Consider the following 26,619-nt stretch of genomic DNA (forward strand, 5'->3'; position numbering starts at 1 on the left):
TCCCTAGAGGCTCAGCGCGTGCGCGCGTTCGGTGGAGTCGGCGGGTCCGTCCGCGCCGAGGGTGACGGCGGCGGGTCCGCGCCGGACGGTGCGGACGATCAGGAGGTAGTCGACGACCGCGAGCAGGCCGAGCACGCCGACGAAGCCGACGAAGGACAGGGTGATCATCCCCTTGGTGAGGCCCGGGGACATGGCGTCGGCGACGGTGAGCCTGCCGTGGACCAGCCACGGCTGGCGGCCGACCTCGCGGGCCAGCCAGCCGAAGATCGCGGCCAGGAAGGGCAGCGGGGTGATGAGCATGAGGATCGGGTGCGCCCAGCGCCAGCGCGGCAGCCAGTACACGGTGGGCAGCAGGACGAACATGATGAGGACCTGCAGCAGCTGCCCGATCAGGATCATGAAGCCGAGCCCGATCCCGGCCAGCGGGGTGCCGTTGAACTTGTCCGGCTGGAACAGGGAGACCGGACCGAACTGGGCGTAGCCGAAGCCGACCGTGACCAGCGAGCCGGCGAAGGCGGCGACCACCCCCAGGCGGAGCGAGCCCGTGAAGGACTCCCGGTCGGCGGTCCGCCTGAACAGGTGGTAGGCGCTGGCGCCCATCACCACGAACCCACCGGTCCACAGGCCCGCGCCGAGCACGTGGGGGAGCGCCATGGTCAGCATGGGGTTGGTGACCAGTGCGCCGAAGTCGGTCAGCACCAGGTGGTCGCCCCGCTCCACGGCTCCCGCGGGGTTCTGCAGGAACGAGTTGGCCACCATGATCCAGAAGGCCGAGGCGTAGGCGGTCAGCGTCACCAGCCAGATGCACGCCAGGTGGAGCCACCGGGGCAGCCGGTGCCAGCCGAAGATCCACAGGCCCAGGAAGGTGGACTCCAGGAAGAAGGCGCCGAGCGTCTCGATGGCGAGCGGCGCGCCGAAGACGTCTCCCGCGTAGTGGGACAGGCCGCTCCAGCTCATGCCGAACTGGAACTCCATCACCAGTCCGGTGACGATGCCGAGCGCGTAGTTGATCACGTAGATCTGACCCCAGAAACGGGTCATCCGCTCGTGCGCCGGCTTGCCGGTCATGGCGTGGCGGGTGTGCATGATCGCGACGAGGGGGGCCAGGCCCAGGGTCAGCACGACGAACAGGAAGTGGAGACTCCCCGTCACCGCGAACTGCGTCCGAGCCAGGTCGAGCACGTCCATGGTGTCACCTCCAGTATTATGTCTGTCTACCTATAGACACTCTACATGTAGAACGTCTACATGTAGAGTGCCTATAGGAGAGGTAGGGTGGCACCGTGAGTGAGCGAAGCGAACGGGTCGGCGGGACGGTGCCCGCGCGCCCGGCACGGGAGGCCGCGTGAACACCGACGCGCTCCGCGGGCACATGGACGCCCTGCTGCTCTCGGTGCTGGAGCACGACCCCCTGCACGGTTACGCGATCATCGAGGCGCTGCAGGAGCGCAGCGGAGGCGCGCTGAACGTGCCGACCGGCACCGTCTACCCGGCGCTGCGCCGGCTGGAGCAGGCGGGCTACCTGGCCAGCGAGTGGGCCACGGTGGGCGGGCGCAAGCGGCGCACCTACCGCCTGACCTCCTCGGGCCGTACGGCCCTGGCGGGGGAGCGCTCCGCCTGGCGGGAGTTCGCCGGCGCGATCGGCAGCGTGCTGGAGCCGCGGGTTACGCGGTGACGGGACGGCGCCGGGTGAGGCTCACGCAGCGGGCCGCGCAGTACAGCTGCAGCAGCATGAACGTGTAGCTCACCAGCCCCACGCCGATGCCCGGCGGGTAGTCGGAGAAACCGGTGGGGCCGTGCGAGCCGTACGTCAGCGCCGTGCCCAGGGCCAGCGTGACCGGCAACATGAGCCAGACGAACACGGCCAGTGACCGGGTGACGAGCCTGGGACGCCGGATCCGGCGCAGCCCGCGCCCCAGCGCGACCAGCGCGAGCGCGCCGAGCACCCCGGTCAGCATCTGCAGGATGTCCAGCCCGCGGGCGACCGGCACGAACCAGCCCGGTCTGGCGGCGTAGTCGGCCACATCGGTGGGGAAGATCCGCCAGATCACGGACCACATGAGCGTGGTGAGCGGCATGCTGAGGAAGAGCAGGGCGGCCAGTCTGCGGCCCGCCGAGATGGACAGCTCCTCCTGGTAGCCCGGCGCGATCTCGCTGATCGAACCGAACTCCTCGACCGCGACGCGCTCGGCCTCGGCCCGGTCCAGCCCGTCGCCCTCCAGCGCCTCGGCGGTGTCGAGCAGGCTGTCGCGCGCCTCGGTGACCATGTCGAGCTTCGGACCCCTGGGGCCTTTGAGAGTGCGGCTGAGCCGGGTCACGTAGTCGTCGATGACTCCGGTGCTCGCCATGTTCTCCCCAGCCGTGTGATCCCCCTTGAGGGTGTTCGCCCCCCCATCCTGCCCTCCGGGCGGGACCGGCGCATCGGGGACCACCCTGATAATCCCCCGAGCCCGCCGCCGCCCGCCGCCGCCTGCCGCCGGGCACCGGCCGCCGGGCACCAGCGCGGCGGCAGGATCCCGGCGCGCCGGGCGGGCCCTACGGCGAAAGGTGGGCCGACGGCGGGGAGGGCAGCCGGGGGACGGCCGGGCGGCGGGCGGCGTGGGAGGCCGAGCTCACCAGGAGGCTTCCGGCCGTGATGGCCGCGACCAGGACGGACCAGCCCAGGGCGCGGCCCATCCGCAGGCCGTACCCGCAGAGGATCCAGTACAGCGACAGCAGCCAGCGGCCGGACGACCGGCTGGTGGCGCGGCGCATCTCCATCGCCCCGAAGGCGAAGTCGGCGGCCGTCGCCTTGTCGTCGACGCCGGTGCCGAGGCGGGAGTAGAGGACGGCGAGGCGGTGCGGGGCCGACGGGTCGGCCTCGGGTCCCGACCAGCCGCGCCAGGCGTGCTCGTCGGCGAGGGTGCGCCTGCGGGTCCACCAGCGCATCGGCGGCCAGCGCAGCGCGAAGCGCACGCCGCGCGGGGTGGTGGCGAACGCGCAGCCGGCCAGCCGGAGCCGCTCGGGATGGCGGATCCCGGTGAAGCCGCAGACACTGAGGTCCACGCCGTTCAGCTCCAGCGCCTCGGAGTCCACGTCGCGCAGCGAGGTCACCCGTGCCGCGCCCCGCCCGCTGACCGTGGCGGGCCCGCGCAACGTCGCGTCCTCAAGGTCGGCCTCCGCGCCGTCGAGGCGTACGGCCAGCCGGCCGGCCACCCGCAGCCGCCGCAGGTCCACCGCGCAGTCGCGGGCCGTCACGTCGAGACCGTTGCCCGCCCACGCCCCGGCGAGGCTCAGGCGGCGGCCGACCGCGATCGGGGCCAGGGAGCAGCCCGCCCAGAACCGTGCAGCCTCGAACCCGGCGAGCCCGCCGAACCCGGCCTTGCGGAACGACACCGCGCGGCCGAACCGGCACCCCCGGAAGGTCGCGTCACCGGTGAACCGGGTGCCGTCGAAGGTGGCGAAACCGTGGAACTCCGCGCTCTCGAAGGACGCGGTCCGCCCGAACCGGGCCGCGCCGAACAGCGCGTCCCTGCCGGCGGAGATCCGGTCGAAGGCGGCGTGCCCGATGACGCTCACGCCGTGCATGGACAGCTCCCTGGAGAACCTGACCTCCCTGAAGGAGACGTTTCCCGCGAAACGTGCGTCCAGGAAGGAGGCGAGGCGGTGGAAGCGGGCATGGTCGAAGGAGACGTCCCCGTCGAACACGACGCCGCCGAACCTGGCCTCCTCGGGGAAGACCGCCCGATCGAACCTGGCCCGGCCCAGGCGGCCGTGCGCGGCGGACAGGATCCGCGCCAGCAGAGGCCTGCCGACGGTGGTGCCCCGCAGGTCGATCGCGGAGCCGGGGGACAGGCCGCGGACGACCTCGTCGAGCTCACTGTGGTCCAGATGGGCCAGGCAGCGGCCGTACGGCCGCTGTGCCGATCCGGCGCACTCCGGGGAGGCGGCGCAGGTCATCCAACCCACGTCCAGAGTTCTCATGACCAAGTGATACCCAAAGACGGCGGCGAGGCGAGATCTAGGTCAAGGCAAGCCATATCTGATCCTCTCCGATCGACATGAAGTGTCAAGATTTACCGATTTCACTCTCTATCCACTTATAGGTAAGTGTCCGCCGATCCATCGGGCTCTACGCTCCCGGTCATGCGTGCTTTATCCAGGGCGTCCGCCGCCCTCGTGGCCGTCGGCATCGCCGCCGCCGGCGTCACCGCCCTCACCTCGGCCCCCGCCCTGGCGGAGCCGGGCACCGTCGTCATCAGCCAGGTCTACGGCGGTGGCGGCAACAGCGGCGCGCCGCTCACCAACGACTTCGTCGAGCTGTTCAACCGCGGCCCCGCGGCCGTCGCCCTGGACGGGTGGTCCGTCCAGTACGGCAGCGCCACCGGCACCGGCAACTTCGGCGCCAACCCGGTCGTGCCCCTGTCCGGCACGCTGGCACCCGGCCAGTACCACCTGGTCCAGCTCGCCGGCGGCGCCAACGGCGCTCCGCTGCCCGCGCCGGACAGCACCGGCGCCATCAACATGAGCGGCAGCGCGGGCAAGGTCGTCCTGGCCCGCTCGGCGGAGGGACTGGCCTGCAACGGGGGCTCCACCCCCTGTACGGCGGAGCAGGCGGCGCTGATCGCCGATCTCATCGGATACGGCACCGCGAACTACTCCGAGGGCACCGCCGCCCCCGCCCTCTCCGGCACCACCGCCGGGCTGCGCAAGGACCACGGCTGCGCCGACACCGACGTCAACGGCGCGGACGTGGAGACCGCGGCTCCCGCGCCGCGCAACCGGGCCACCGCCCCGGCGCCCTGCGGCGACGTCGGGCCCACCCCCACGCCGACCCCGACCGCGGAGCCGACCCCGACTCCCACGCCGACCCCGACTCCCACGCCGCCGGGGGATCCGTGCGAGACCCCGGCCACCCACCGGATCGCCCAGGTGCAGGGGAGCGGTGACGTCAGCCCGCTGGCCGGCCAGAGCGTCCGCGTCGAGGGCGTCGTGACCGGGGACTTCCAGGAGACGGACCAGCTCAGCGGCTTCTTCCTCCAGGACCCGACCCCGGACGCCGACCCGGCCACCTCCGAGGGCCTGTTCGCCTTCGCCCGCAGCTCGTTCAAGGACGTCAAGGCCGGTGACCGGGTGCTGGTCACCGGCAAGGTCGTGGAGTTCAACGGCTGGACGGAGCTGTCGCCGGTCACCGCGGTGGACGTCTGCGGCACGGGCACGGTCCAGCCCGCCCGGCAGAGCCTGCCCCGCCCCGACGGCGTGACCTTCGAGCCGGTCGAGAGCATGCTCGTCACCTTCCCCGAGCCGCTGACCGTCAGCGACCACTACAACCTGGGCCGCTTCGGTGAGGTCACGCTCTCCTCCGAGGGCCGGGTGTTCCAGCCGACCGACCGGCCGGGCGTGGACGCCGCCGGGAACGCGCGCCGCACCCTGCTCGTGGACGACGGCTCCACCAGGGAGAACCCCTCGGTCATCCCCTACACCGACCCGCGCGCCGTCCGGCTGGGCGACACCGCGTTCGGCGCCACCGGCGTGCTGGGGTACGGCTTCGGCAAGTATCGGCTCCAGCCGACCAAGCCGATCAACTTCCTGCGGACCAGCCCGCGCCTGCCCGCCCCGTTCCCGGTCCTCGGCAACGTCAAGGTGGCCGGCTTCAACACCCTCAACTGGTTCACCACCCTGGGCTCACGCGGGGCGAGCAACGCCGGCGAGCAGCAACGTCAGCTCACCAAGCTGGTCGCCGCGCTGAAGGGCATGAACGCCGACGTGGTCGGCCTGATGGAGGTCCAGAACAACGGCCAGACCGCGGTCCAGGCCCTGGTCGACGCGCTCAACGCCGAGGTGGGCGCGGGCACCTACGCGGCGCTCGCCCACCCCTACCCCGGCACCGACCTGATCCACGTGACGATGATCTACAAGCCCGGCAGGCTCCAGCTCGTCGGCGCGGCCCAGTCGTCCACCGATCCGGTCTTCCGGCGTCCCCCGCTGATCCAGACCTTCCGCCGGGTCCAGGGCGGGCAGCCGTTCACGATGATCGTCAACCACTTCAAGTCGAAGGGCTGCGACGACGACGCCATCGGCCCCGACGCCGACCAGGGCGACGGCCAGAGCTGCTACAACGGCGAGCGCGTCCGCCAGGCGGAGGCGACGCTGGGCCTGATCGACAGCCTGGAACTGCCCAACCCGCTGGTGCTGGGCGACCTCAACGCCTACGGCGAGGAGGACCCGATCGACACCCTGGAGACCGGGGGCCTGACCAGCGTGACCAAGAGGTTCGTCCCCGCGCCGCTGCGCTACAGCTACCTCTTCGACGGCCAGGTCGGCGAGCTGGACCACGCCCTGGTCGGCAAGGACCTGCTCAAGCGGGTGACCAGCGCGACGATCTGGCATGTCAATGCCGATGAGAGCCGGATCCTCGATTACAACACCGAGTACAACCCTCCGGCCCTCTACCGGCCCGACGCCTTCCGGTCCTCCGACCACGACCCCGTGGTCATCGGGCTCACCCTGCCCGGTGGCAGGGGCTGATCCCGGAGTTCACCCGCTGAGGGGGCCGGCGACGCGGAACGTCGTCGGCCCTCTTTTTCGGCCCGCTCCTTCTTCCGGGTTTTGTACAGGGCGATCAGGATCTGCAGAAGCTCCTTCAGGGGCACAGCGAGGCGCTGAACGCCGGCGACCTCAAGGCCTACACCGGGATCTTCGACCGTAAGAACGCGGCGCTGGTCCAGCGGCAGACCAGGATCTTCAACAACCTGCGCAAGCTGCCGATCACCCAGATGTCCTACCAGACCCTGCAGCAGCAGGGACGCACGCAGGACAGCTTCGGCCGGGGGCTGACGTTCACCCTCGATGTCGCCTTCGTCCACCAGTTCGAGGGGATCGACCTGCGCCCGGTCTCGGAGTGGTACCGCTGGACCATCACCAAGAGCGGCGCCGACGCCCCGCTCACGGTCACCAAGGTGGGCGGGGCCCCGGCGCCGCTGGGCGAGTCCAAGACCGTCTACTACCCGGGGCCCTGGGACATCTGGCCCGACGTCTCGATCGTCAGGACCGATCACACCGTCGTGCTGGCCCATCCGGCCATGGCCGCCCAGGCGGCGCGGGTCGCTCCCATCGCCGAGAAGGCGGCCGTGAACGATCTGCGGTTCCTGTCGGCCAACGGCGCGCGGAGCGCCGCCCTGCCCAAGGGCTTCGTGGTGGCGCTCGTCAAGGGCAAGGCCCAGCTCGGCAACCTGTTCCGCAAGGAGAAGGCCACCGAGGCCGGAGTCTCCATCGGGATGCCGACCTGGAGCAGGGCCGCGGACGAGGTGAAGGTCGGTGCCAGCCGGGTCGTGATGGACCTCGGTTCGTCGTTCTTCGAGACCGCCGAGGGCAGCGGGGAGATCTTCCGGCATGAGTTCGCGCATTCGGCGGTCGCCGGCCTCGACAGCGGCAAGTTCTCCCTCATCGGGCTCGACAACTGGGTCGTCGAGGGATTCGCCGAGTACGTCGCCAACCGTGGCGGCGCCGTCACCGGAAACATCCGCTACGACGAGGGCCGCGCCTACCTGGCGGGGCGGCTGCCCGAGCGGTTCGACGGCAGGATCCCGGACAACGCCTCCTGGGACATCCCGGGCATGACCAGCGTCAACTACCTGATGGGGCACCTGGCGATGCGGCTGATCGAGGAGGAGTACGGCGAGCGGAAGCTGGTCGAGTTCGTCAGTGCCCACTACCGGGGCGACACGAGCGATGAGGCGCTGCGGAAGGTCCTGGGCACCGGCGAGGCGCAGTTCCAGCGGCAATGGGCGGCCTACGTCCGGGCCCGGCTCGGCTGATCGGGGAGAGACGAGATGACCGACCCGCACAACGCTCGTCCCCAGGGGAATCCGTATCCCCGGCAGCCCCACCAGGGGCCGTCGGCGCACGAGAATCCGGTCCGGCCCCCCGGACAGTACGGTGCCCCCACCGGGCCGCAGCCGTACCCGCAGGCGCAGCCGTACGCGCAGGGGCCACAGCTCTATCCGCAGGGAGCGCGGCCGTTCCCGCCGCATCAGCCTCCCGGCCGGTACGGCGGGCAGCCGGACCAGCCGCCCGCCAGGAAGAGGACCGGCAGGACGGTGCTCTTCGTGGCGCTGGGGCTCGTCCTGCTGCTGGGTCTCGGCGGCGGCACGGCATGGGTCGTCGCCGGCGGGTTCGGCGACGGGTTCGGCGAGGGCGACTGGCAGGTGCCGTTCACCGCCGCCGGTACCGAGGTCCTCGGCACGGACGCCTCGATCGCCTTCGGCGCCTGGATGAGCGAGACCGCCGCCATCCGGGTGCAGAAGGACGGCGTGCTCGCCTACGACCTGAAGACCGGCAAGCGGACCTGGGGCACGCCCTCGCCGGGAGAGCAGCTCTGCGCCGCCACCCCCGGCATCGCGGGCGGCAGGGGCGCCATCGCCTACGGCACCACGAAGGTCTGCGACCGCGTGGCGGGCCTCGACGTCAAGACCGGCAAGCTGCTGTGGAAGATCAAGATCCCGGCGGCGCCGGCGCAGCGGGCCGGCTCGAAGAACCTCCAGGCCCCCGGCCTCGTGCTCGCCGGAGACCTCGTGGTCGTGCGGACCGGCAAGCAGGTGACGGGCTACCGGCTCTCCGACGGCAGGCGGGTGTGGACGTCGAAGACCTCGGAGGTGTGCACGACCACCGGCGTCGCCGGCTCGCCCAAGCAGGTGGTGGTCAACCTGGACTGTTACCGGGGCGGTGACAGCGTCGTCGTGCTCGACGGGAAGAGCGGCAGGTTCAAGGGGGAGTACCGGATCAAGGACGACGACGGGGGCCCCGACGACCTGCTCTCCGCCGACCCGGTGGTGGCGGCGTGGCGGGGCGGCGAGGAGTCCTCCATCCTCGTGCTGGACGACAAGGGGGGAAAGGTCAGGGAGTTCGAGACCGGGACGAAGGCCGACTTCCTCGCGCTCAACGACACGATCTACATCGACGGCGGTTACCGGGAACTCCGCACCATGGTGCGCGGGGACACGCTCTACCTGGCCACCTTCCCGGCGAACGTGAAAGGCGGCGGGATCTCCCGCAACGACCTGCTGGCCTTCGACCTGACGAGCGGCAGGCAGCGGTGGAAGTCCTCGGGCACCGGTGACACCATGCTCACCTTCGTCGACGCCGACGACAAGGGGCTGCTGGTCATCGAGGAGGGCGGAACGAACGAGCCCGTCCCGCGGCTGACCAGGATCGACCCCGCGACGGGAAAGGCCTCGCCGGTCGCCGAGCTGCCGCAGAAGGCCGGCGGGGAGAGCAGTGACGCCCGCGTCTACCACCGGAACGGCACGCTGGTGGTCATGCCCTTCGAGAAGGTCGCCGTCCGGTACGCCATCACCGTGCTGCGCGTCGAGACCGGCGCCTGACGGGGGTCCGCCCCGAGGGGTGGATGGAATGCCGGGCGAGGGTAAGTGGTTATGCGAGCCATACAGATGCGACAGACAAGAGGAGCCAACGGTGGCGACCATCGAGGTAACCGAGAAGAACTTCAACGAGATCGCCGACGAGGGGATCGTCCTGCTGGACTTCTGGGCCGCCTGGTGCGGACCGTGCCGCACGTTCGGGCCGATCTTCGAGAAGTCGTCGGAGAAGCACGACGACATCAAGTTCGGCAAGATCGACACTGAGGCTGAGCAGGCGCTGGCCCAGGGCTTCGAGATCACCTCGATCCCGACGATCATGGCCATCCGTGACGGCATCGTCGTCTTCGCCCAGCCCGGGGCGCTGCCCGCGCCCGCCCTGGAAGACCTGATCGGCCAGGTCCGCGCGCTCGACATGGACGCGATCCGGGACGAGCTCGCGAACGAGATGGGCGTTCAGAACAACTGATGCCCGGGCCCGGAAAGCCCCGCGACCGTTGGCGGCGCGGGGCTTTCGTGTCTCTCCGGAGTGCTGGGGGAGGGGTCAGACCGAGCGGTAGAGCTCCGCCACCCGGAAGGCCAGGTCCAGCGACTGGCCCCGGTTGAGGCGCGGGTCGCACGCCGTCTCGTAGCGCAGCGCCAGGTCGTCCTCGACGATCTCCGCGCCGCCGCCCACGCACTCGGTGACGTCGTCACCGGTGAACTCGATGTGGATGCCGCCCGGGTGGGTGCCGAGGTCGCGGTGGACCTCGAAGAAACCCGCCACCTCGTTCAGGACGTCGTCCAGGCGGCGGGTCTTGTGGCCGCTGGGCGCCTCGAAGGTGTTGCCGTGCATGGGGTCGCAGATCCACGCCACCTGGGCGCCGCTCGCGGTGACCTTCTCCACCAGCGCGGGAAGGTGCTCGCGGATCTTCGGCGCGCCCATCCGGGTGATGAACGTCAGCCGCCCGGCCTCGTTGTCCGGGTTCAGCTTGTCGATCAGCGCGAGGGCGTCCTCCGGCGTGGTCGTCGGGCCGAGCTTCACGCCGATCGGGTTGCGGATCCGGGAGAAGAACTCCACGTGCGCGCTGTCGAGCTGGCGGGTGCGCTCGCCGATCCAGACCATGTGCGCCGACACGTCGTACGGCTGGCCGGTCCGCGAGTCGATCCTGGTGAGCGCGCGGTCGTAGTCCAGGATCAGCGCCTCGTGCGAGGAGTAGAACTCGACGCTGTGGAACTCCTCCGGCTCGGCCCCGCAGGCGCGCATGAACGCCAGCGCCTGGTCGATCTCCCGGGCGAGCTGCTCGTAGCGCTTCCCGGCCGGGGACTCGATCACGAAGTCCTGGTTCCAGGCGTGCACCTGGCGCAGATCGGCGTAGCCGCCCTTGGTGAAGGCGCGGGCCAGGTTCAGCGTCACCGCGGAGGAGTGGTAGGCGCGCAGCAGCCGCCAGGGGTCGGGGACGCGGGACTCGGGGGTGAAGTCGAAGCCGTTGACCATGTCGCCCCGGTAGGCGGGCAGCTCCACGCCGTCGCGGATCTCGGTGTTCTTGGAACGGGGCTTGGCGAACTGCCCGGCCATCCGGCCGATCTTCACGACCGGTACCTTCGCCGCGTAGGTGAGCACGATCGCCATCTGCAGCAGCGTCTTCAGCTTGTTGCGCACGTCGTCCGCGGTGGCCCCGGCGAACGTCTCGGCGCAGTCACCGCCCTGCAGCACGAAGGCCTCGCCCCGCGCCACCGCCGCCAGGTCCGCCTTGAGGTTGTCACACTCCCCTGCGAAGACCAGGGGCGGCAGCCCCTGCAGTTCGGCGACGACCTTGTCCAGCTCGCCGCGGTCGGGCCACTCGGGCTGCTGCGCCGCAGGCAGCTGCCGCCAGGAATCGAGGTTGATGCTCACGACATACCAGGCTATTGCAACCAGGTGTGCGAACAGACCTGATTGTCCACAGAGTGAGAATCTCTTTATGCATCGTGAGACGCGGCCGGGCTCCTGACATGCTCGGGGCGGACGCCGAAACCGATGAAACGGCGGGCCAGCGTGCCGATCGCGGGAATGCGCGAGATGTCGCGCGGCAGCCGTACCGGTCCGGCCTCCCCGGACAGGGCGGGACGGATCAGCCGGTGCTGCACCACGCGCTGGGCGAGCTGGGTGAGCACGGTGGGCGGAGTGCGGCGGCGCTGGACCCGGGCGAGCAGGGGCTCGGGGATCTCGGCCCCGGCGGCGAGCGGCCCGGCCAGCAGGTTGGCGGCGGCCACCGCGTCCTGCACGGCCAGGTTGATGCCGACGCCGAAGACGGGGGACATGGCGTGCGCCGCGTCACCGATCACCAGCAGGCCGGGGCGGTGCCAGCGGCGCAGCCGGTTGAGCGCGACCGACAGCATGCTCACGTCGCCGAAGTCCGACAGCAGCTCGACGCGCTCCTTGAGGAAGGGCAGCAACCTGGCGACGTGTTCGCGCACCGTCTCGATGCCCCCGGCCCGCAGGGCGTCGAAGCCGCCCTTGGGGATCAGGTAGGCGAGCTGCCAGTAGTCCTCGCGGTTGATCGCCACCATCATGTGCCCGGCGGACACCCGCAGGAACGGGTCGCCGGGGTCGCCGGGGTCGCGCGGCAGCCGGAACCACAGCACGTCCATCGGGACGCCGTGCTCCACCGGGACGAGCCCGGCGGCCCGGCGCACGTCGGAGTGGCGGCCGTCGGCGGCCACGGTGAGCGCCGCCCGGAGCTCGTGCTCGCCGCCGGCGTCCCGGTAGCGGACCCCGCGCACCGCGTTGCCCTCGCGGATCACGTCGTACACCTCGGCGTTCATGACGAGCCGGAAGGTGGGATACCGCTTCGCGGCGGCGGTGACCAGGTTGAGGAAGTCCCACTGCGGAATGAACGCGATGTAGTTGTATCTGCCCGGGAGCCTGGACAGGTCGGCGATCGGCACCGTGGCGTCGTCGGTCTGCAGGGTCATGCTGTACGCCTTGCGGTGGGGCAGCCGGTCGAGCTCCTCGGCCAGGCCGAGCTCGTCGAGGACCTGCAGGGTCGAGGGATGGACGGTGTCCCCCCTGAAGTCACGCAGGAAGTCGCCGTGTTTCTCCAGGAGCGTCACCCGGACGCCGGCCCGGGCCAGCAGCAGGGCGAGCACGGCCCCCGCCGGGCCGCCCCCGGCGATCACGCATGTGTTCGGATCCATAATTCATCACCCATTGAAATCTTGACACAGAACGCCCCCCAAGAAAACAGTCTTCCCGGCAATCCGTTCCTCACCCGGTGTCGAATGGTCAGGTGTGAGGACAGAACGCGAGCCCTCGGGGGTGCCGGCCTCCGGGGAGGAGCCCAGCCTGGAGGATCTCCTGGCCCAGGTGGCGCTGGGACACGAGCAGGCCTTCGACCGGGTCTACGACCTGCCGGCCGGCCCGGTGTTCGGCCTGGCCCGGCGGGTCGTGCGGGACCGGGCCCAGGCCGAGGAGGTCGCGCAGGAGGTCCTGGCCGTGGTGTGGCGCACCGCGTCTCGATACGACCGGACGCGGGGCAGCGCCCTCTCATGGGTGATGACCATGGCCCACCGCCGCTCGGTGGACCGGGTCCGGTCCGCGCAGGCCTCGGCCGGGCGGGTGGCCGCCGGGCGTCCGTCCGCCTGACGGGTGATGCGCGCCGCCGCCCGGTTGGGCGAGGGTTGCTCCCATGAGCGTTTACGAGACCGAGCGGCTGACCGTCCGCCTGTGGACCCACGACCAGAGCGACCTCGACCGGATGGCCGACCTCTACTCGCGCCCGGAGGTCACCCGCTGGCTGCCGCCCTTCCCCGCCTTCGAGGCGGCGCCGGCGGTGGACGGCTGGCGGGACTTCCACGAGCGGGACCGCCGGTTCGGATCCTGGGCGGTCGAGGTCCGCGACACCGGGGTGGCCGCCGGGACCGTGCTGTTCCGGCCGATCCCGGGAGGGGAGGGGGAGATCGAGGTGGGCTGGCACTTCCACCCCGACTCCTGGGGGAACGGCTACGCCACCGAGGCGGCCCGTGGCGCGGTCGAACGCGGTTTCGCCGCCGGGCTGGAGGAGGTCTACGCCCTGACGATGCCGGGCAACGAGGCGTCCATCGCCGTCTGCCGGCGGCTCGGGATGACCCCGCTCGGCCGGACCCGGCGCTTCTTCGACCTGGAGTCGGAGATGTTCCACCTCCCCCGGACGGCCGCAGGCCTTCCCTGAACACCCGTTCCCCGGACGGCCGCAGGCTTCCCCGAACACCCCGTCCCCGGACGGCCCCCGGAGGTCCCGGGGTCCCGGGTGCCCGATCCTTCGTGCCCTCCGGAGGTTTCCCGAGGTAACGGCTCCCCGGGACCTGCGGGAGCTTGCCGGAGCACCGGCCTCCCGAGACTCCTGGAGGTTTTCCCGGGTCACTGCCGGAAGGTGTCAGTGACCCGGCCCTACGGTCCTGCCATGGCCTTCCACCGCAAACAACTCCGCGTGCCCGTCCCGGCCGTCGCCGCTGGACGTCACGTCAAGCGATACCACGTCAACCTCGACGGCTCCGAGATCGACCGGGCCCGCCAGGAGGCCGCCTACGCCTTCCTGCCGGGCCTGCTGCCCCGCCCCGACGGCACCCCGGCCGCCACGTTCACCGTGCTGCACGATACAGCGAACGGCATCTTCCTCAACGCCTACAGCTGGTACTGGGACAACGTCCTGTACTGCAGGACCGCGGCCGCCGGGATCCCCTTCCTCGGCTGCCCGGACGAGGACTACACCCACTGGGTGGAGCTGGCCGAGCCGCTGATCGGCTGCGTCTGGGAGCTGCCCCCCATCGAGCACGAGCGCTCCGCCTGGATCCGCCACGTCCTGCGGCCGGACGAGCCGGACCTCGACGCCTACCTCGCCGACCTGCTCCCCGAGGGCCCCATCGGCTAGCCGTTCTCCCCCGTCCGGGGCCGGTCCGCCGCGGACGGGAACGCGGCGCGGGCGCGGCCAAGGGCAGAAAGCCGGGGAAACCGGCGGGGAAGCCGGCGCGGCGCGGATTGATGCCGGCTCCGCGACGTGCGAGCGTCGAGGACGACGACGCCCCCGCGAAGACAGGGAAAGGAAGCACGGTATGGACCACCACGAGCTCCGGCGGCGGTTCGCAGCCCTGAACACCGCTCATCTGGCGGATGCGTGCATTCGCGCCCGGATCCCGGTACGGTGCGCGCCCGCGAGCCTGCACGCCGTCGTGCCCGGCAGCCGCCTGGCCGGGCGCGTGGTTCCCGCCCGGCATGTCGGCAGCGTCGACGTTTTCCTGGAGGCGTTCGAGAGGGCCGCGCCCGGCGACGTGCTGGTGGCCGACAACGGCGGACGTCTCGATGAGGCGTGCGTCGGCGATCTGGTGGTTCTGGAGGCTCAGGCCGCCGGGCTGGCGGGGATCGTGATCTGGGGGCTGCACCGCGACACGGCCGACATACGGGCGATCGGGCTGCCGGTCTTCAGCCTGGGAGCGGTCCCCACCGGTCCGCTCCGCCTCGACGTCCGCCCCCGGGACGTGCTGGAGTCCGCCACGGTGGGAGATTCCACGGTGGGCCGTGAGGACCTGGTCCTGGGCGACGACGACGGGGTGCTCTTCGTGCCGGCCGCCCGGGCCGAGGACCTCTTCGCGCTCGCGGAGACGATCCGCGACACCGAGCGGCGCCAGGCCGAGCAGATCCGCGCGGGTGTCTCCCTGCGCAGTCAGGTGCGCTTCGACACCTACCTCGTGCAGCGCCGGCAGGCGCCCTCCCTGAGCTTCCGCGACCATCTGCGGGCTGTGGGCGGGGCCGTCGAGGAATGACCGCGCGCCGCGGCGGGGTGAGCGGCAGCCCGGCGGCGCGTCCTGGCGGACCGCGTCCGGGACCCCGGGCCGCGCGCGTCCGGATACGCGAGCCCGGCCGGTCCGGGCCTCCATGAGGAACGGACCCGTGGACGCCTCCTGCGGCGTCCACGGGTCCGTTCGCCCGGTGTCGGCCCGGTGTCAGAAGGTGGAGACGTTGAGCAGCTTCTCCTTGATGCCGTCAGGGTCGTCGGCGTTGTTCCAGTTGGTGGTGCCCGCCGCCTGGAGCGCGGACTTCACCGCCGCCGGCGTCGCCGCCGGATGCGTGGCCTTGTAGAGGGCCGCTCCACCGGCGACGTGCGGGCTGGCCATCGAGGTGCCCGAGATGGTGCTGGTGCCGCTGCTCCTCCAGGTGGACAGGATGCACACGCCCGGGGCGATGATGTCCACGTCGGCGCCGTAGTTGGAGAAACCGGCGAACGTGTCGTCGACGTCGCTGCGGCAGGTGGACGCCGCCCCGCCACCGGGAAGCCCGTTGAAGTCGGCCAGCGCGCTGACCGTTATGACCTCGTCGTACGCCGCGGGCACGTGGTTGGCCGCGTCGTCGGTCTCGTTGCCGGCCGCGACCACGAAGGTCACGCCCGCCGCGACGGCGGCGCAGATCGCCCGGTGCATGGCGTCGTTGTTGGTGTTGCCGCAGTTGCCGTCGTCGGCGCCGAGGCCGCCGAGGCTCATGTTCGCGACCTCGATCTCGGAGGCGTGGGCGGTGACGTAGTCGATGCCGCAGATCACCTGCGACCAGCTGCCGCCGCCGCTGTTGTTCAGCACGCGCACCGGCCACAGGCGGGCGCCGGGTGCCACGCCGACGACGGAGCTGGTGTTGTCCAGCGCCCCGACCGTGCCCGCCACATGTGTTCCGTGGCCGTGGCCGTCGTTGGCGCTCGTGCCGGTGTTGCAGTTCTTGGCGCCCGCGGTGTAGACGTTCAGGTCGGGGTGGTTGAGCTGGATGCCGGTGTCGATGATCGCCACATCGACGTTGACCCGCGTGTCCACGCCGTTGATGGCGGCGGTGGGGCTGAGTTCGGCGTCGACCCGGTTGACCCCCGTGGGCAGCGTCTGGGCGTTGATCGACACCACCCCGTCGGGCTGCACGAACTGCACCTGCGGGTCGCGGGCGACGGCGGCGGCCGCGGTGGCGCTCATCTTCGCCGAGTAGCCGCGGAGCGCGTGGTTGAAGATCTTGTCCACCGCGGCGCCGCGGGAACGTGCCTGGGTGCCGGCGAAGGACGAGGGGTCTGTGCCGTCCCGCAGTACGACGATGTAGTCGCCGACAGGGTCCGGTGCGGCGGCGATCGCGGCTGTGGCCGGGATCGCCGTCATAGCGAGGGCACTCGCGAAGAGAGCTGTGAGGAGCGTTTTGCGCATGGGGGATCCTCCACTCTGCTGCCCGGTTGGGCAGGCAAAGTTGAGATTGACACGTTAAGTCATGGCTTTCTATAAGCTGAGTCAAGTATTTATTGTGATATTTATATAAAAAAATTGAAGTAGTCATATGTCAACGTAAATAGCCCAGGCCGGAAATGACGCGTGCCGGGGCACGGGTCAGGTGGAGAGCTGGTCCAGGGCCCTGACCAGGGCGGCGGCGCTCAGGTCCCGGAGGGGGGCGTAGTCCTCCTCGGGGTACTGGCGGGGGCCGTTCTCCACCAGGATGATCAACGCGAGATAGAGGCGGTAGAGGGTGATCCGGGCACGGGCGGAGTCGGTGAACTCCACCACGCCGCCCGCCTCCCGGTATCCCGCCACGAGCTCGTCGGACTCGTCCAGCTCGCCGAAGATCGTCGGCGTGACGAAGTCGGCCAGCGGGTCGCCCCAGAACGCCCGCTCGTGGTCGATGATCGCCTGGATGCGCGGGCTGTCGCCGGGGGTCAGGAAGACGTTGCCCGGCCAGACGTCGAAGTGGACCAGGGAGGGCGTCCTCACCTCCTCCAGCACGCCCGCGCTCGCCGCGATCACCGCCGAGATCTCCGCCGCGGGCCTCGGCAGCGGCGTCGCGTAGCGGCGCGCGTCCGCCAGGATCGCGCCGGTCATCGCGAGGAAGGCCGCTCGCCAGGTGTCGCCGGTCAGGCCCGCGTGCGGGTAGCCGTAGACGTCGCCGGTGACCGCGTTCAGCCGGGCCAGATGGCCGCCCAGCTCCCGGCGGAGCGCCCGCTGGTCCGCGTCGGCCGGCGTGACCTGGTTCCACGGCACCCCGCCGAGAGCGGCCAGGACCAGGTAGTCGCCGCCCAGCACCGGATCGTCGAACCCGGCGCACAGCAGCTCGGGTCCCGGCACGCCGGCCGGCCCGGCCAGGCGGTAGACCATCGCCTCGGTGCGCAGCAGGTTGCGTTCGTAGCGCAGCTGCTCCAGCTCCGGCGGGGGCGACAGCTTGAGCACCACCTCGCGGCCGTCCTCCAGCGTCAGCCGCCAGACGGCGTTGGCGAAGCCGTCGGCCAGCTCCGCGGAGGCGGTGATCCCGGTGCCGAGGGCCCGCCGCGCCAGCGCGTCGAGCTCGGCGGCGGTGAGCGGGCGCTTGGTCCTGCTGTCCATCGCGGTATCTCAGACCGGGGAGATCGTCCAGGAGGTCTCGATCTTGTCGCCGGGTTGGAGCACGACCAGGTCGGTGCCCGAGTTGAAGGCGTCCGGCGGGCAGGTCATCGGCTCGACGGCCAGCCCGGAGTGGCCGAGCCCGGTCCCGGTGCACACCTGGACCCAGGGCAGCTTCGCGGCGTCCCAGCGCATCTCGACCCCGCCGTCCGGGCCGCTCACCCGCACCCGGGCCAGCCCGTCGGCGTCCGGGACGATGCCGGTGAAGGCGTGGTCCACGGCGGTGTCGCCGACCGTGCGCCCGGTCGTGAAGTCGTACGGCGTGCCGGAGACGTCCTCCAGGGAGCGCGGCAGCAGCCGGTCGTCCACCAGCAGCACCTTGGTGGCGGGCACGTGCAGCTCGTAGCCCTCGACGTCGCCCGGCAGCAGCCACGGGTGCGGGCCGCAGCCGTAGGGGGCGGGGCCGTCGCCGAGGTTCTCGGCGGTCAGGGTGGTGGTCAGTCCGTCGGGGGAGAGGGAGTAGAGCACCTGCAGGGCGACGGTGAACGGATAACCGGGGGACGGGGTGATCGTGTACGCCAGCCGTACGAAACCGTGCTCGTCCTCCACGGCGAGCCACTCCACCGCCTCCCAGTCGACCTCGGCGACCAGTCCGTGGATGGCGGTGCCCCTGTCCTCCTCGTTCGCCACGAGCCGGTGGGTCTCGCCCTCGAAGGTGTAGCGGGCGTCGGCGACCCGGTTGGGCCAGGGGGCGAGCAGGGTGCCGCTGTAGTAGGGGATCGGCTCGTCTGCCTGCCAGCTCGTCACCAGGTCGCGCTCACCGTGTCGGAGCACGCGCAGGGCCGCGGCCCGCTCGCTGATCTCGGCGTGCATGGTGCCGCTGCGGAGGGTGAACTGCCGGGACACGGGAGTCCTTTCGCCGGGGGAGTGAGGAGGGGACGGACACGATCTGCTCGAAGTTATACAGGCCGGGGCGCCCCCGTTACGCGGAGGCCCGCTCGACCAGATGGGTGTCGAGTATCACCACGGGCTGCTCCAGATGCTCGCCGTTGATGCGGGCGACGAGGAGGTGGGCCATCTGGCGGCCCATCGCCTCGGTCGGCTGGTGCACGGTGGTGAGCGCGGGGGAGGAGTGCGATCCGGCGGGGGAGTCGTCGAACCCGATCACCGCGACGTCCCCGGGGATCTCCTTGCCCTCCTCCCGCAGCACCCGGATCGCGCCCAGCGCCATCGGGTCGGAGGCGGTGAACACCGCGTCGACGTCGGGGGCGGCGGACAGGAGCTTGCGCATGGCGACGATGCCGCTCTCCTCGCTGAAGTCGCCGTACGCCACGATCTCGGTCATGCCGGTGGCGAGCAGCGCGTCACGGTAGCCCGCGAGCCGGTCCACACCCACCCCCATGTCCTGCGGACCCGCGATGGTGGCGATCCGGCGGCGGCCCTTGCCCAGCAGGTATTTGACCGCCTGCCTGGCGCCGGCCCGGTTGTCCACGTCGACGTAGCTGTAGGGGGTGAGGCCGACGGGGCGGCCGCCGATGACCGTCGGCACGCCCATCGCCTCCAGCCGCCCGGGCAGCGGGTCGGCGCCGTGCAGCGAGATCAGCAGCACCCCGTCGACGTGCTGCCCGGTCAGGTAGTGCTCCAGCCGCTCGTGGTCCTGCGGCGTCTGGGCCATCGCCAGGATGAGTTGCAGACCGGTCTCGGACAGGGCCGAGCCGATGCCGCGGATGGTCCCGGCGAAGTAGGGTTCGTCGAAGACGCGTAACTCCGACTCCGAGACCACCAGCGCGACCGTGTCGGTGCGCCGGGTGACCAGCGCGCGGGCCGCCCGGTTCGGGACGTAGCCCAGCTCCTGGATCGCCTGCTGGACCGCGCCGCGGGCCTTCTCGCTCACCTTCGGTGAGCCGTTGATGACCCGCGACACCGTGCCGCGGCCGACACCGGCCAGGGCCGCGACCGCCTCAAGCGTCGGACGACGGTCGCCGTTCATGTTCCTCGCCCCCATGGAAGATTCGCTGACCCCTTATTCTGCCGGACCGCTCAGGCCTCCACGCCTGATTGTCCCGGCATACCAGAGAGCGCTCTCTTTGGGAATTCTCAGCTGTGTCCCGTAGTCGACGCGCACCAGCCCGAAGCGTTTGCCGTACCCCCACGCCCACTCGAAGTTGTCCATCAGCGACCAGGCGAAGTAGCCCTCCAGCGGCACCCCGGCCTCGATCGCGGCGTGGCAGGTGCGCAGGTGGGCGTCGATGTAGTTCAGGCGCTCGCGGTCGTGCACGACGCCGTCGGCGCCCACGACGTCGTCGAAGGCCGCGCCGTTCTCGGAGATGACCAGCGGGATCCGCGGGTACTCCCGGGCCACCCGCAGCAGGAGCTCGTGCAGCCCGCTGTCGTCGATCTCCCAGCCCATCGCGGTGACCGGCCGGCCGCCCTCGACGAACGACACGTCCTCGCTGCCGACCCACGGCGATCCGGTGCCGGTGGGGGCCGCCGCGGCCGACGCCGCGCCGCCGGGGGTGCCCGAGACGGTGAAGCGGCTGTAGTAGTTGATCAGGAGCATGTCCAGCGGGGCGGAGATGACCTCCATGTCCCCGTCCTGGACGAACCCGGTCATCTCGGCGAGGTCCGCCAGGACGTCGGCCGGGTACTCGCCCTTCAGCAGCGCGTCCAGGAAGAAGCGGTTCTGCAGGCCGTCGATGCGGCGGGCGGCGTCCAGGTCGGCCTCGGAGCCGGTCTGCGGCGAGATCGCGTAGAGGTTGACGCTGCCGCCGATCCTGCTGTCGGCCCGCTGGGCGCGCATGGCCGAGGTGGCCAGGCCGTGCGCGAGGAGGAGGTGGTGGGCGGCGCGCACCGCCTGCGCCGGCTCGCGCCGCCCGGGGGCGTGCTCACCGGAGGCGTATCCCAGGAACGCCGCGCACCACGGCTCGTTGACCGTGCTCCAGTTGCGGACCCGGTCGCCGAGCGCGTCGTGTACGGCCGCCGCGTAGTCGGCGAAGCGCTTCGACGTCTCCCGTGACGGCCAGCCGCCCGCGTCCTCCAGGGCCTGCGGCAGGTCCCAGTGGTAGAGCGTCACCCACGGGTCGACGCCGCTCGCCAGCAGCTCGTCGACCAGCCGGCTGTAGAAGTCGATGCCCTTGGAGTTGATCGCGCCGCTGCCGTCGGGCTGGATCCGGGGCCAGGAGACGGAGAAGCGGTAGGCGCCCAGGCCGAGGTCGGCCATCATCCGGACGTCGTCGCGGTAACGGTGGTAGTGGTCGATGGCGACGTCGGCGTTCTCGCCGTTGACCACCCGGCCGGGCTGCTGGACGAAGGTGTCCCAGATGGATCGGCCGCGGCCGTCCTCGGAGACGGCGCCTTCGATCTGGTAGGCGGAGGTGGCCGCGCCCCAGACGAAGCCTGTCGGGAACACCAGATCCGGGGTCTGAATCCGCGTCTCTTGCGTGGTCATGCCTTGACCGCACCTTCCATGAGGCCGCCGACGATCTGGCGACCGAACGCGACGAAAACGATGAACAGGGGGAGGACCGAGGCCGCCGTGCCGGTGAACAACATGACGTAGTCGGTGCCGTGGGCCTGGTTGAGCGCGGCGATCGAGGTCTGCACCACCGGGTTGTCCGGGTTCAGGACGATCAACGGCCACATGAACTCGTTCCAGGTCTGCATGAAGACCAGCAGTGCCAGTACGGCCATGCCGGGACGGAGCGCGGGCAGGATGACGTTCGCGTAGATGCGCATGGTGGAGGCGCCGTCGACGCGGGCCGCCTCGACGAGCTCGTCCGGCACCGCCTGGGTGGCGTACTGGGTCATCATGAAGACCCCGAACCCGTTGACCAGGAAGGGCAGGATCACCGCCTTGAGCTGACCGGTCCAGCCGAGAGTGACCATGAGCTCGTACAGCGGCACCACGCCCATCTGCTGGAGCGGGACCATCATCGTCACCAGGATCAGGCCCAGCAGGATCTTGCTGCCCCTGAAACGGAGCTTGGCGAAGGCGAAGCCGGCCAGGGTGGAGATGAGCACGACCGACAGGGTCACGGTGACCGAGACGATGGCCGAGTTGACCAGGCCGGTGAGGAAGTAGGCGTCCTCGGTGGCCAGCAGCCGCTCGACGTTCTCACCGAGGTGCCCGCCGGGCAGCAGCGGCGGCGGGACGTCGATCGCCTCCTCGTTGGTCCGCGTGGCCATGATGAACATGTAGTAGATCGGGAAGGCCGACAGCACGAGGGCGACGGCGAGGACGACCTTCGTCAGCGGGCCGGCGTCCCAGATGCGGTTGCGGGCCTCCGGCTGCGCGGGGCGCCGCCGGGTCTGGATCGCCGTCACTTGGAACCCCCGATGCGGCGGGTGAAGGAGTAGTTGATGAGCGTGCCGATGAGGATCAGCGCGAACAGCAGCCAGGCGGCGGCCGCGGCGTAGCCGAAGTCGAAGTCGCGGAACGCCTCCTTGACGATGAACATCGCCACGGTCTGGTACTGGCCGGTGGCGCCGCCGGCCATCGTCGGGTTGCCGTCGAACATGACCGGTTCGGTGAACAGCGTCAGTCCGCCGATGGTCGAGATGAACACGGTGAAGATGATCGTCGGGCGCAGCATCGGGATGGTGATCTGCCAGAACTGCCGCCGCGCCGTGGCGCCGTCGATGGCCGCGGCCTCGTAGAGATCCTTGGGGATGGTCTGCATCGCGGCGAGCAGGATGATCGCGTTGTAGCCGGTCCAGCGCCAGTCGATCATCGTGGAGATCGCGATCCACGAGGACCACTTCTCGTTCTGCCAGTTGATCGTGTCGACGCCGAAGAGGCCGAGGAACCAGTTGATCATGCCGTAGTCGCGCCCGTAGAGCTGGGTGAAGACGACGGCGACGGCGACGACGGAGGTGATCAGCGGCAGCAGCACGCCGAGGCGGAAGAAGAGCCGGCCCCGGATGCGCTTGTTGAGCGCGTTGGCGAGGATCAGGGCGAGGACGAGCTGCGGGACCGTCGACATGACGAACATCCCGAGCGTGTTGATCACCGCGTTCCAGAAGGCCTCGTCGGTGATCAGGGAGACGTAGTTGTCGATCCCGATGAAGGTCTTGTCCCCGGCGAGCTCCCAGTCGTGCAGCGACACCCAGAGGGTGTAGCCGAGCGGGAAGACGCCGAAGACGGCGAAGAGCAGGAAGTAGGGGGAGACGAGGAAATAGGGAGTCGCCCGGAGGTCGAACCTGGCGAGTCCGCCGCCGCTCCCTCCCGGGCCCCGGTGCCCGGACGGCCGGCGGGGGCCGGGCCGGGCCGGGGCCGGGGTGTCGACGTGCAGGGTCATGTCCAGCCTTTCAGCGATGGGCAGGCGACCGGCCCGGCGGCGGGGAAGCCGCCGGGCCGGTGCGGATCGGGAAGGTGATCAGCCCGCTGCCTTGACGCCGGCCTCGAGGAACTTGGTCCAGGCCTGGTCGTAGGGGACCGAGCCCTGGTCCATGCCCTCCAGGACCTTCTCCACGGAGGTCTTCACCTGGGCGTGCTTCTCACCGAGGAAGGTGGGGAGCAGGTCCTTGACCGAGGCGCCGAAGATCTGGCCGGTGGGCGCGTCGTTGAAGAACGCGTTCTTCAGCTCGCTGACCGCCGGGTCCTGCTGCGCGGGGATGGAGCTCGGGAAGGCCGCGGCCTCCTGGAAGGCCATGACGTGGCCCTCCTTGCCGGTGAGGTAGTTGAGGACCTCGGCGGCCTCCTTGGGGTGCTTGCTCTGCTTGGGCACCGCGAGGTAGGAGCCGCCCCAGTTGCCGGCGCCGCCGGGCACCGCCGCGACGTCCCACTTGCCCTTGTTGGAGTCACCGGCCGCGCCGGAGACCACGCCGAGCATCCAGGCCGGGCAGCCCATCGCGGCGAACCCGCCCTTCTTGATGGCGGCGTTCCACGGCGGGGTGAAGGAGGCGAGCTTGGCGGTCAGACCGGCCTCGCTGAAGCTCTTCACCGTGTCGAAGGAGGTCTTGATGGCCGGGTTGCTCTCGATGACGAGCTGGTTGCTCTTGTCGAAGTAGGAGACGTTGCCGTTCTTCGGCGCCTCCTGCGACAGGATCACGTTGTAGAGGGTGTTCGGGCCGTCGAGGAACTTGGGGTCGCCCTTGCCGGGGTTGGCGGCCTGGAACTTCTTGCCGACCTCCATGAAGGCGTTCCAGTCCGGCCAGAGCTTGCCGACCTCCTCGCGTTCGGTGGGCAGTCCGGCCTTCTTGAACAGGTCCGCGCGGTAGCACATGGTCATGCCGCCGATGTCGGTGCCCAGGGCGAACAGCTTGTTGTCGGCGTTGATGCCGTTGTCCCACTTCGCCGCGGGGAAGTCGGCCTTGCGGCTGTCCAGCCCGTACGCGGCGAGGTCGGTGAAGAACTGCGGACGGGCCTTCATGAGGCCCATCGCGCCCTCGTCCAGGGCGATGATGTCGGCCGCGCCGCTGCCGGCCTGCAGGCGCTGGAGCAACTGGGGCAGGTAGACGTCCTCGAAACGGTCCGTCAGGTTCTGGTACTTGACCTGGATGTTCGGGTGCGCGGCGTTCCACGTCTCCACGGCCTTGTCGTAGCCGAAGTTCTCGCCGCCGCCGAAGGTGTGCACGGTGATGGTCACCGGCTCGGCCGCGGCCGGCGCGGAGCCGCCGCCGGCAGCGGGCTTGGCGTCGTCACTCGAACCGCAGGAAGTGATCGCCAGGGCGGTGGCGGCCATGACCGCGACCGCGGCCAGCTTGCCCTGCCGCTTGTTGTTCAACATTCCGGACCCCTCTCAGGTGGTCGCCCGAATCGATGGGAGGTGACATCGCGGATCGGTCCCCGACAAACGCGATCGGCGATGGGGTGGTTCCTCAATGTGCTTTGGGAGCGCTCCCACGAAGAGTGGACGATGGGCAACCGAAACGTCAATATGTCGAAACTCAACCGTTACATCCGACTCGTCCAGGGGGGATGAACGAGCACATAGTTCAGCAAACCTCTCAGAGAGGTGTTTGGGAGCGCTCCCATCGTATAGTGACACCCTGGGACATTCCGTACGTCCAGGCCTGCACGGAGGGGCGGCCACACTGGAGGGGGGATCCGCGGCGTAGCCACCATCTCGGTGGCCGTCGTGCTTCGCGGGCCGGCTCGTCCTGGGCGGCGAGTCCTTGGCGGGGCCGCGCCCGTCCTGAAGAACACACGGCGCGCAGTGGAGCGGCAGACCCGTCAGGGCCGGACGGCAGCCGGTGCCGCGGCGAACGCGCCATCGCCACCGGCCGATGCGGCCGGTGGCGATGGCGTGCTCGTCCTGGGGCGTGTCTCCGGCCGTTCAGCACCCCTCGATCGAGCAGGCCGGAAATGGCGCAAGGTGCTCTTCCTGTCTGGTCGCGGCTCTGTCGATGGCCTCGTGCAGTGCGGCCCGGCTGGGCATGCCCTCGATCCTGATGTCCTCGATGAGGATCGTGGGGACGGCGGTGATACGGTGCGCGGCGGCCTCGGCCAGCGCCGCTCGGTGGGCTTGGGCGTACCGGCCGCTCTCCAGCGCGGCACGGTAGGCGGTGGCGGGCAGCCCGAGCCCGGCGGCCAGCTTCTCCAGCACGTCGAGGTCGCCGATGTCGAGCCCGTCTTCGAAGAAGGCCCGCAGCATGCGGTCGTTGTAGGCGTCGGCGAGGTGGTGCTCCTTGGCGAACTGGTAGCCCTCGAAGGCCAGGCGGGTGTAGGGCTGCGGCGAGACGTCCGGCAGCCGGATGGCGACGCCCATGGTCCTGGCCATCGGGTAGACCGCCCGCGACCAGATGCCGCGCAGGTAGTCGCCTTCCGGGCGCAGCGTGGGGGTGGGCTCGGGCCGCAGCTCGAACGGCATCCACTCGACGGCGACGTCGTGGCCGGCGGCGGCTTCGGCGAGCGGCTGCTTGGCCAGCAGGCAGAAGGGGCAGACGTAGTCGGACCAGACCTTGATACGTACAGTCATGACGAAATCCCTTTCAGCGGGCGAGCCAGGCGCGGAACGGCTCTTGTGCGCCTTCGACGGGCAGGTGCAGCGGGGACAGCCGCCACTGCTCGACGGGGACGGCGAACAGGTCGTAGGAGGAGGCGTAGTCGAAACCGGCGGCCGCGGCGGCGTGCCGGTCGGCGGCGAAGACGATCCGGCCGACCCCGGACCACAGGGCGGTCACATAGCAGAGCGGGCAGGGCTCGCCCGAGGCGAGCAGCGTGGCGCCGACGAGGGCGTGCGGCCCGTGTTCGCGGGCCGCCTCGCGCAGGGCGACGATCTCGGCGTGCGCGGTCGGGTCGCGGTGTGCCCTGACCTGGTTGACGCCCGTGCCGAGCACGGTTGCGGTGTCGTCTGCGACGAGCCCGGCGAACGGGATGCCGCCGGCGTGGACCTCGGCGGTGGCCAGGGCGACGGTCTGGGTCAGGCGTTCGGTGAGCCATTGCGGTTCGGTGGCGTTCGGCATCGTGGATCAGATCCCTGCGGCGATCTTGTTTGCATGTACGTGCAAGTTCCTGACGGGACAGAATGTTGCATGTACATGTATGCTTCTGTCAAGCCGGTCCCAGGAAAGATCGGGAAGGCCGTACGAACGAGGAGGTCTCATGACTGCCGCAGTCCCCGCCCCGGTTGCCGCCCCGCCCGTCTCGGACCTCGCCGCGACCTGGCAGCACATCCTCCTGCTGCACGCCCGCGTGGAGAGCAGACTCGCCGCCGCGCTGCAGCGAAGGCACGGCGTCGGCCTGTCGGAGTTCCGGGCGCTGGGCCATCTCGCCGCCTCCCCCACCGCCGAGCTGCGCATGCAGGAGCTGGCCGACAAGATCGGGCTCAACCAGAGCTCGGTGACCCGCCTGGTCGCCCGGCTGAGCGCGGCGGACTTCGCCGTCCGGGATCTGTGCCCGGACGACAAACGCGGCGTCTACACGGTCATCACCGAGACGGGCCGGACGAGATACGCCGAGGCGAGCCGCACCTATGAGGAGACGCTGAACGCCGCCGTG

Annotated in this window: 25 protein-coding genes; 10 read left to right on the forward strand and 15 right to left on the reverse strand. The window is 70.6% G+C overall.

All coding sequences use genetic code 11. From position 1 onward, the window contains the following. Positions 1 to 3: 3 nt before the first annotated feature. Positions 4 to 1,188, reverse strand: coding sequence for a cytochrome ubiquinol oxidase subunit I (locus BM085_RS33060; RefSeq protein WP_093890740.1), 1,185 nt, complete (start codon positions 1,186 to 1,188; stop codon positions 4 to 6). 157 nt (positions 1,189 to 1,345) lie between these two features. Between BM085_RS33060 and BM085_RS33065 the strand changes: the two genes are divergently transcribed. Beyond that, positions 1,346 to 1,675, forward strand: a complete 330-nt coding sequence (locus tag BM085_RS33065; RefSeq protein WP_031161345.1) for a PadR family transcriptional regulator — start codon at positions 1,346 to 1,348, stop codon at positions 1,673 to 1,675. Here BM085_RS33065 and BM085_RS33070 read toward each other — a convergent pair. Both BM085_RS33070 and BM085_RS33075 read right to left on the reverse strand, forming a co-directional pair. After that, complete coding sequence (locus BM085_RS33070; RefSeq protein ID WP_093890741.1) at positions 1,665 to 2,348, reverse strand: permease prefix domain 1-containing protein; 684 nt, start codon at positions 2,346 to 2,348, stop codon at positions 1,665 to 1,667. The two genes, BM085_RS33065 and BM085_RS33070, sit on opposite strands and share 11 nt — an antisense overlap. Before the next feature lie 187 nt (positions 2,349 to 2,535). Beyond that, on the reverse strand, positions 2,536 to 3,963 hold the full coding sequence (locus BM085_RS33075; protein WP_143121169.1) for a pentapeptide repeat-containing protein: 1,428 nt from the start codon (positions 3,961 to 3,963) through the stop codon (positions 2,536 to 2,538). Positions 3,964 to 4,125: 162 nt separating this feature from the next. On the opposite strand from BM085_RS33075, the gene BM085_RS47030 reads away from it, so the two are divergent. The 4 genes from BM085_RS47030 (at position 4,126) to trxA (ending at position 9,825) form a co-directional block, all read left to right on the forward strand. After that, positions 4,126 to 6,507, forward strand: coding sequence for an ExeM/NucH family extracellular endonuclease (locus BM085_RS47030; RefSeq protein ID WP_093890743.1), 2,382 nt, complete (start codon positions 4,126 to 4,128; stop codon positions 6,505 to 6,507). A gap of 248 nt (positions 6,508 to 6,755) precedes the next feature. Continuing rightward, positions 6,756 to 7,796 (forward strand): hypothetical protein, encoded by a 1,041-nt coding sequence (locus BM085_RS33085; protein ID WP_093890744.1) that lies wholly within the window; start codon positions 6,756 to 6,758, stop codon positions 7,794 to 7,796. A 15-nt stretch (positions 7,797 to 7,811) separates the two neighbouring features. Then, on the forward strand, positions 7,812 to 9,362 hold the full coding sequence (locus BM085_RS33090; RefSeq protein WP_093890745.1) for an outer membrane protein assembly factor BamB family protein: 1,551 nt from the start codon (positions 7,812 to 7,814) through the stop codon (positions 9,360 to 9,362). Positions 9,363 to 9,453: 91 nt separating this feature from the next. Then, a complete protein-coding gene (trxA, locus tag BM085_RS33095; protein ID WP_093890746.1) occupies positions 9,454 to 9,825 on the forward strand; it encodes a thioredoxin in 372 nt (123 codons plus the stop codon). A 75-nt stretch (positions 9,826 to 9,900) separates the two neighbouring features. On the opposite strand, the gene BM085_RS33100 is transcribed toward trxA, so the two are convergent. Together BM085_RS33100 and BM085_RS33105 are read right to left on the reverse strand one after the other, a co-directional pair. Then, positions 9,901 to 11,232, reverse strand: coding sequence for a class II 3-deoxy-7-phosphoheptulonate synthase (locus BM085_RS33100; RefSeq protein WP_177245395.1), 1,332 nt, complete (start codon positions 11,230 to 11,232; stop codon positions 9,901 to 9,903). A gap of 65 nt (positions 11,233 to 11,297) precedes the next feature. Beyond that, on the reverse strand, positions 11,298 to 12,515 hold the full coding sequence (locus BM085_RS33105) for an FAD-dependent oxidoreductase (RefSeq protein ID WP_093890748.1): 1,218 nt from the start codon (positions 12,513 to 12,515) through the stop codon (positions 11,298 to 11,300). Positions 12,516 to 12,609: 94 nt separating this feature from the next. On the opposite strand from BM085_RS33105, the gene BM085_RS33110 reads away from it, so the two are divergent. The 4 genes from BM085_RS33110 (at position 12,610) to BM085_RS33125 (ending at position 15,116) form a co-directional block, all read left to right on the forward strand. After that, the gene (locus BM085_RS33110) at positions 12,610 to 12,963 is read left to right on the forward strand and encodes a sigma factor (RefSeq protein ID WP_425443288.1); all 354 of its coding nucleotides are present in this window, start codon (positions 12,610 to 12,612) and stop codon (positions 12,961 to 12,963) included. 43 nt (positions 12,964 to 13,006) lie between these two features. After that, a complete protein-coding gene (locus BM085_RS33115; protein ID WP_093890749.1) occupies positions 13,007 to 13,528 on the forward strand; it encodes a GNAT family N-acetyltransferase in 522 nt (173 codons plus the stop codon). A gap of 231 nt (positions 13,529 to 13,759) precedes the next feature. After that, positions 13,760 to 14,227, forward strand: a complete 468-nt coding sequence (locus BM085_RS33120; protein WP_093890750.1) for a hypothetical protein — start codon at positions 13,760 to 13,762, stop codon at positions 14,225 to 14,227. A 181-nt stretch (positions 14,228 to 14,408) separates the two neighbouring features. Beyond that, positions 14,409 to 15,116: an RraA family protein gene (locus tag BM085_RS33125; RefSeq protein WP_093890751.1), complete on the forward strand. Its 708-nt coding sequence runs from the start codon at positions 14,409 to 14,411 to the stop codon at positions 15,114 to 15,116. A gap of 180 nt (positions 15,117 to 15,296) precedes the next feature. Here BM085_RS33125 and BM085_RS33130 read toward each other — a convergent pair whose 3' ends face one another. The 10 genes from BM085_RS33130 to BM085_RS33175 all read right to left on the reverse strand — a co-directional run bounded on the left by BM085_RS33130 (position 15,297) and on the right by BM085_RS33175 (position 26,084). Next, the gene (locus BM085_RS33130) at positions 15,297 to 16,520 is read right to left on the reverse strand and encodes a S8 family serine peptidase (RefSeq protein ID WP_093890752.1); all 1,224 of its coding nucleotides are present in this window, start codon (positions 16,518 to 16,520) and stop codon (positions 15,297 to 15,299) included. A gap of 177 nt (positions 16,521 to 16,697) precedes the next feature. Continuing rightward, positions 16,698 to 17,681: a phosphotransferase family protein gene (locus tag BM085_RS33135; protein WP_093890753.1), complete on the reverse strand. Its 984-nt coding sequence runs from the start codon at positions 17,679 to 17,681 to the stop codon at positions 16,698 to 16,700. 9 nt (positions 17,682 to 17,690) lie between these two features. After that, positions 17,691 to 18,584, reverse strand: coding sequence for an aldose 1-epimerase family protein (locus BM085_RS33140; RefSeq protein WP_093890754.1), 894 nt, complete (start codon positions 18,582 to 18,584; stop codon positions 17,691 to 17,693). 76 nt (positions 18,585 to 18,660) lie between these two features. Beyond that, positions 18,661 to 19,668, reverse strand: coding sequence for a LacI family DNA-binding transcriptional regulator (locus BM085_RS33145; RefSeq protein ID WP_093890755.1), 1,008 nt, complete (start codon positions 19,666 to 19,668; stop codon positions 18,661 to 18,663). Between the two features lie 33 nt (positions 19,669 to 19,701). Further along, positions 19,702 to 21,126 carry a GH1 family beta-glucosidase gene (locus BM085_RS33150; RefSeq protein ID WP_093890756.1) on the reverse strand — a complete coding sequence of 475 codons (1,425 nt, stop codon included), beginning with the start codon at positions 21,124 to 21,126 and terminating at the stop codon, positions 19,702 to 19,704. Beyond that, complete coding sequence (locus tag BM085_RS33155) at positions 21,123 to 22,001, reverse strand: carbohydrate ABC transporter permease (RefSeq protein WP_093890757.1); 879 nt, start codon at positions 21,999 to 22,001, stop codon at positions 21,123 to 21,125. The genes BM085_RS33150 and BM085_RS33155 overlap by 4 nt, the downstream gene beginning before the upstream one ends. Beyond that, on the reverse strand, positions 21,998 to 22,975 hold the full coding sequence (locus BM085_RS33160; RefSeq protein ID WP_093890758.1) for a carbohydrate ABC transporter permease: 978 nt from the start codon (positions 22,973 to 22,975) through the stop codon (positions 21,998 to 22,000). Before BM085_RS33160 ends, BM085_RS33155 begins: the two co-directional genes overlap by 4 nt. A 78-nt stretch (positions 22,976 to 23,053) precedes the next feature. After that, positions 23,054 to 24,406: an ABC transporter substrate-binding protein gene (locus BM085_RS33165; RefSeq protein ID WP_093890759.1), complete on the reverse strand. Its 1,353-nt coding sequence runs from the start codon at positions 24,404 to 24,406 to the stop codon at positions 23,054 to 23,056. A gap of 549 nt (positions 24,407 to 24,955) precedes the next feature. Then, positions 24,956 to 25,597: a DsbA family oxidoreductase gene (locus BM085_RS33170; RefSeq protein ID WP_093890760.1), complete on the reverse strand. Its 642-nt coding sequence runs from the start codon at positions 25,595 to 25,597 to the stop codon at positions 24,956 to 24,958. 13 nt (positions 25,598 to 25,610) lie between these two features. Continuing rightward, on the reverse strand, positions 25,611 to 26,084 hold the full coding sequence (locus BM085_RS33175; protein ID WP_093890761.1) for a nucleoside deaminase: 474 nt from the start codon (positions 26,082 to 26,084) through the stop codon (positions 25,611 to 25,613). 139 nt (positions 26,085 to 26,223) lie between these two features. On the opposite strand from BM085_RS33175, the gene BM085_RS33180 reads away from it, so the two are divergent. After that, on the forward strand, positions 26,224 to 26,619 hold a 396-nt coding region (locus tag BM085_RS33180), incomplete at its 3' end, for a MarR family winged helix-turn-helix transcriptional regulator (RefSeq protein ID WP_093890762.1).

Source organism: Streptosporangium canum, assembly GCF_900113865.1.
GTDB lineage: Bacteria > Actinomycetota > Actinomycetes > Streptosporangiales > Streptosporangiaceae > Streptosporangium > Streptosporangium canum.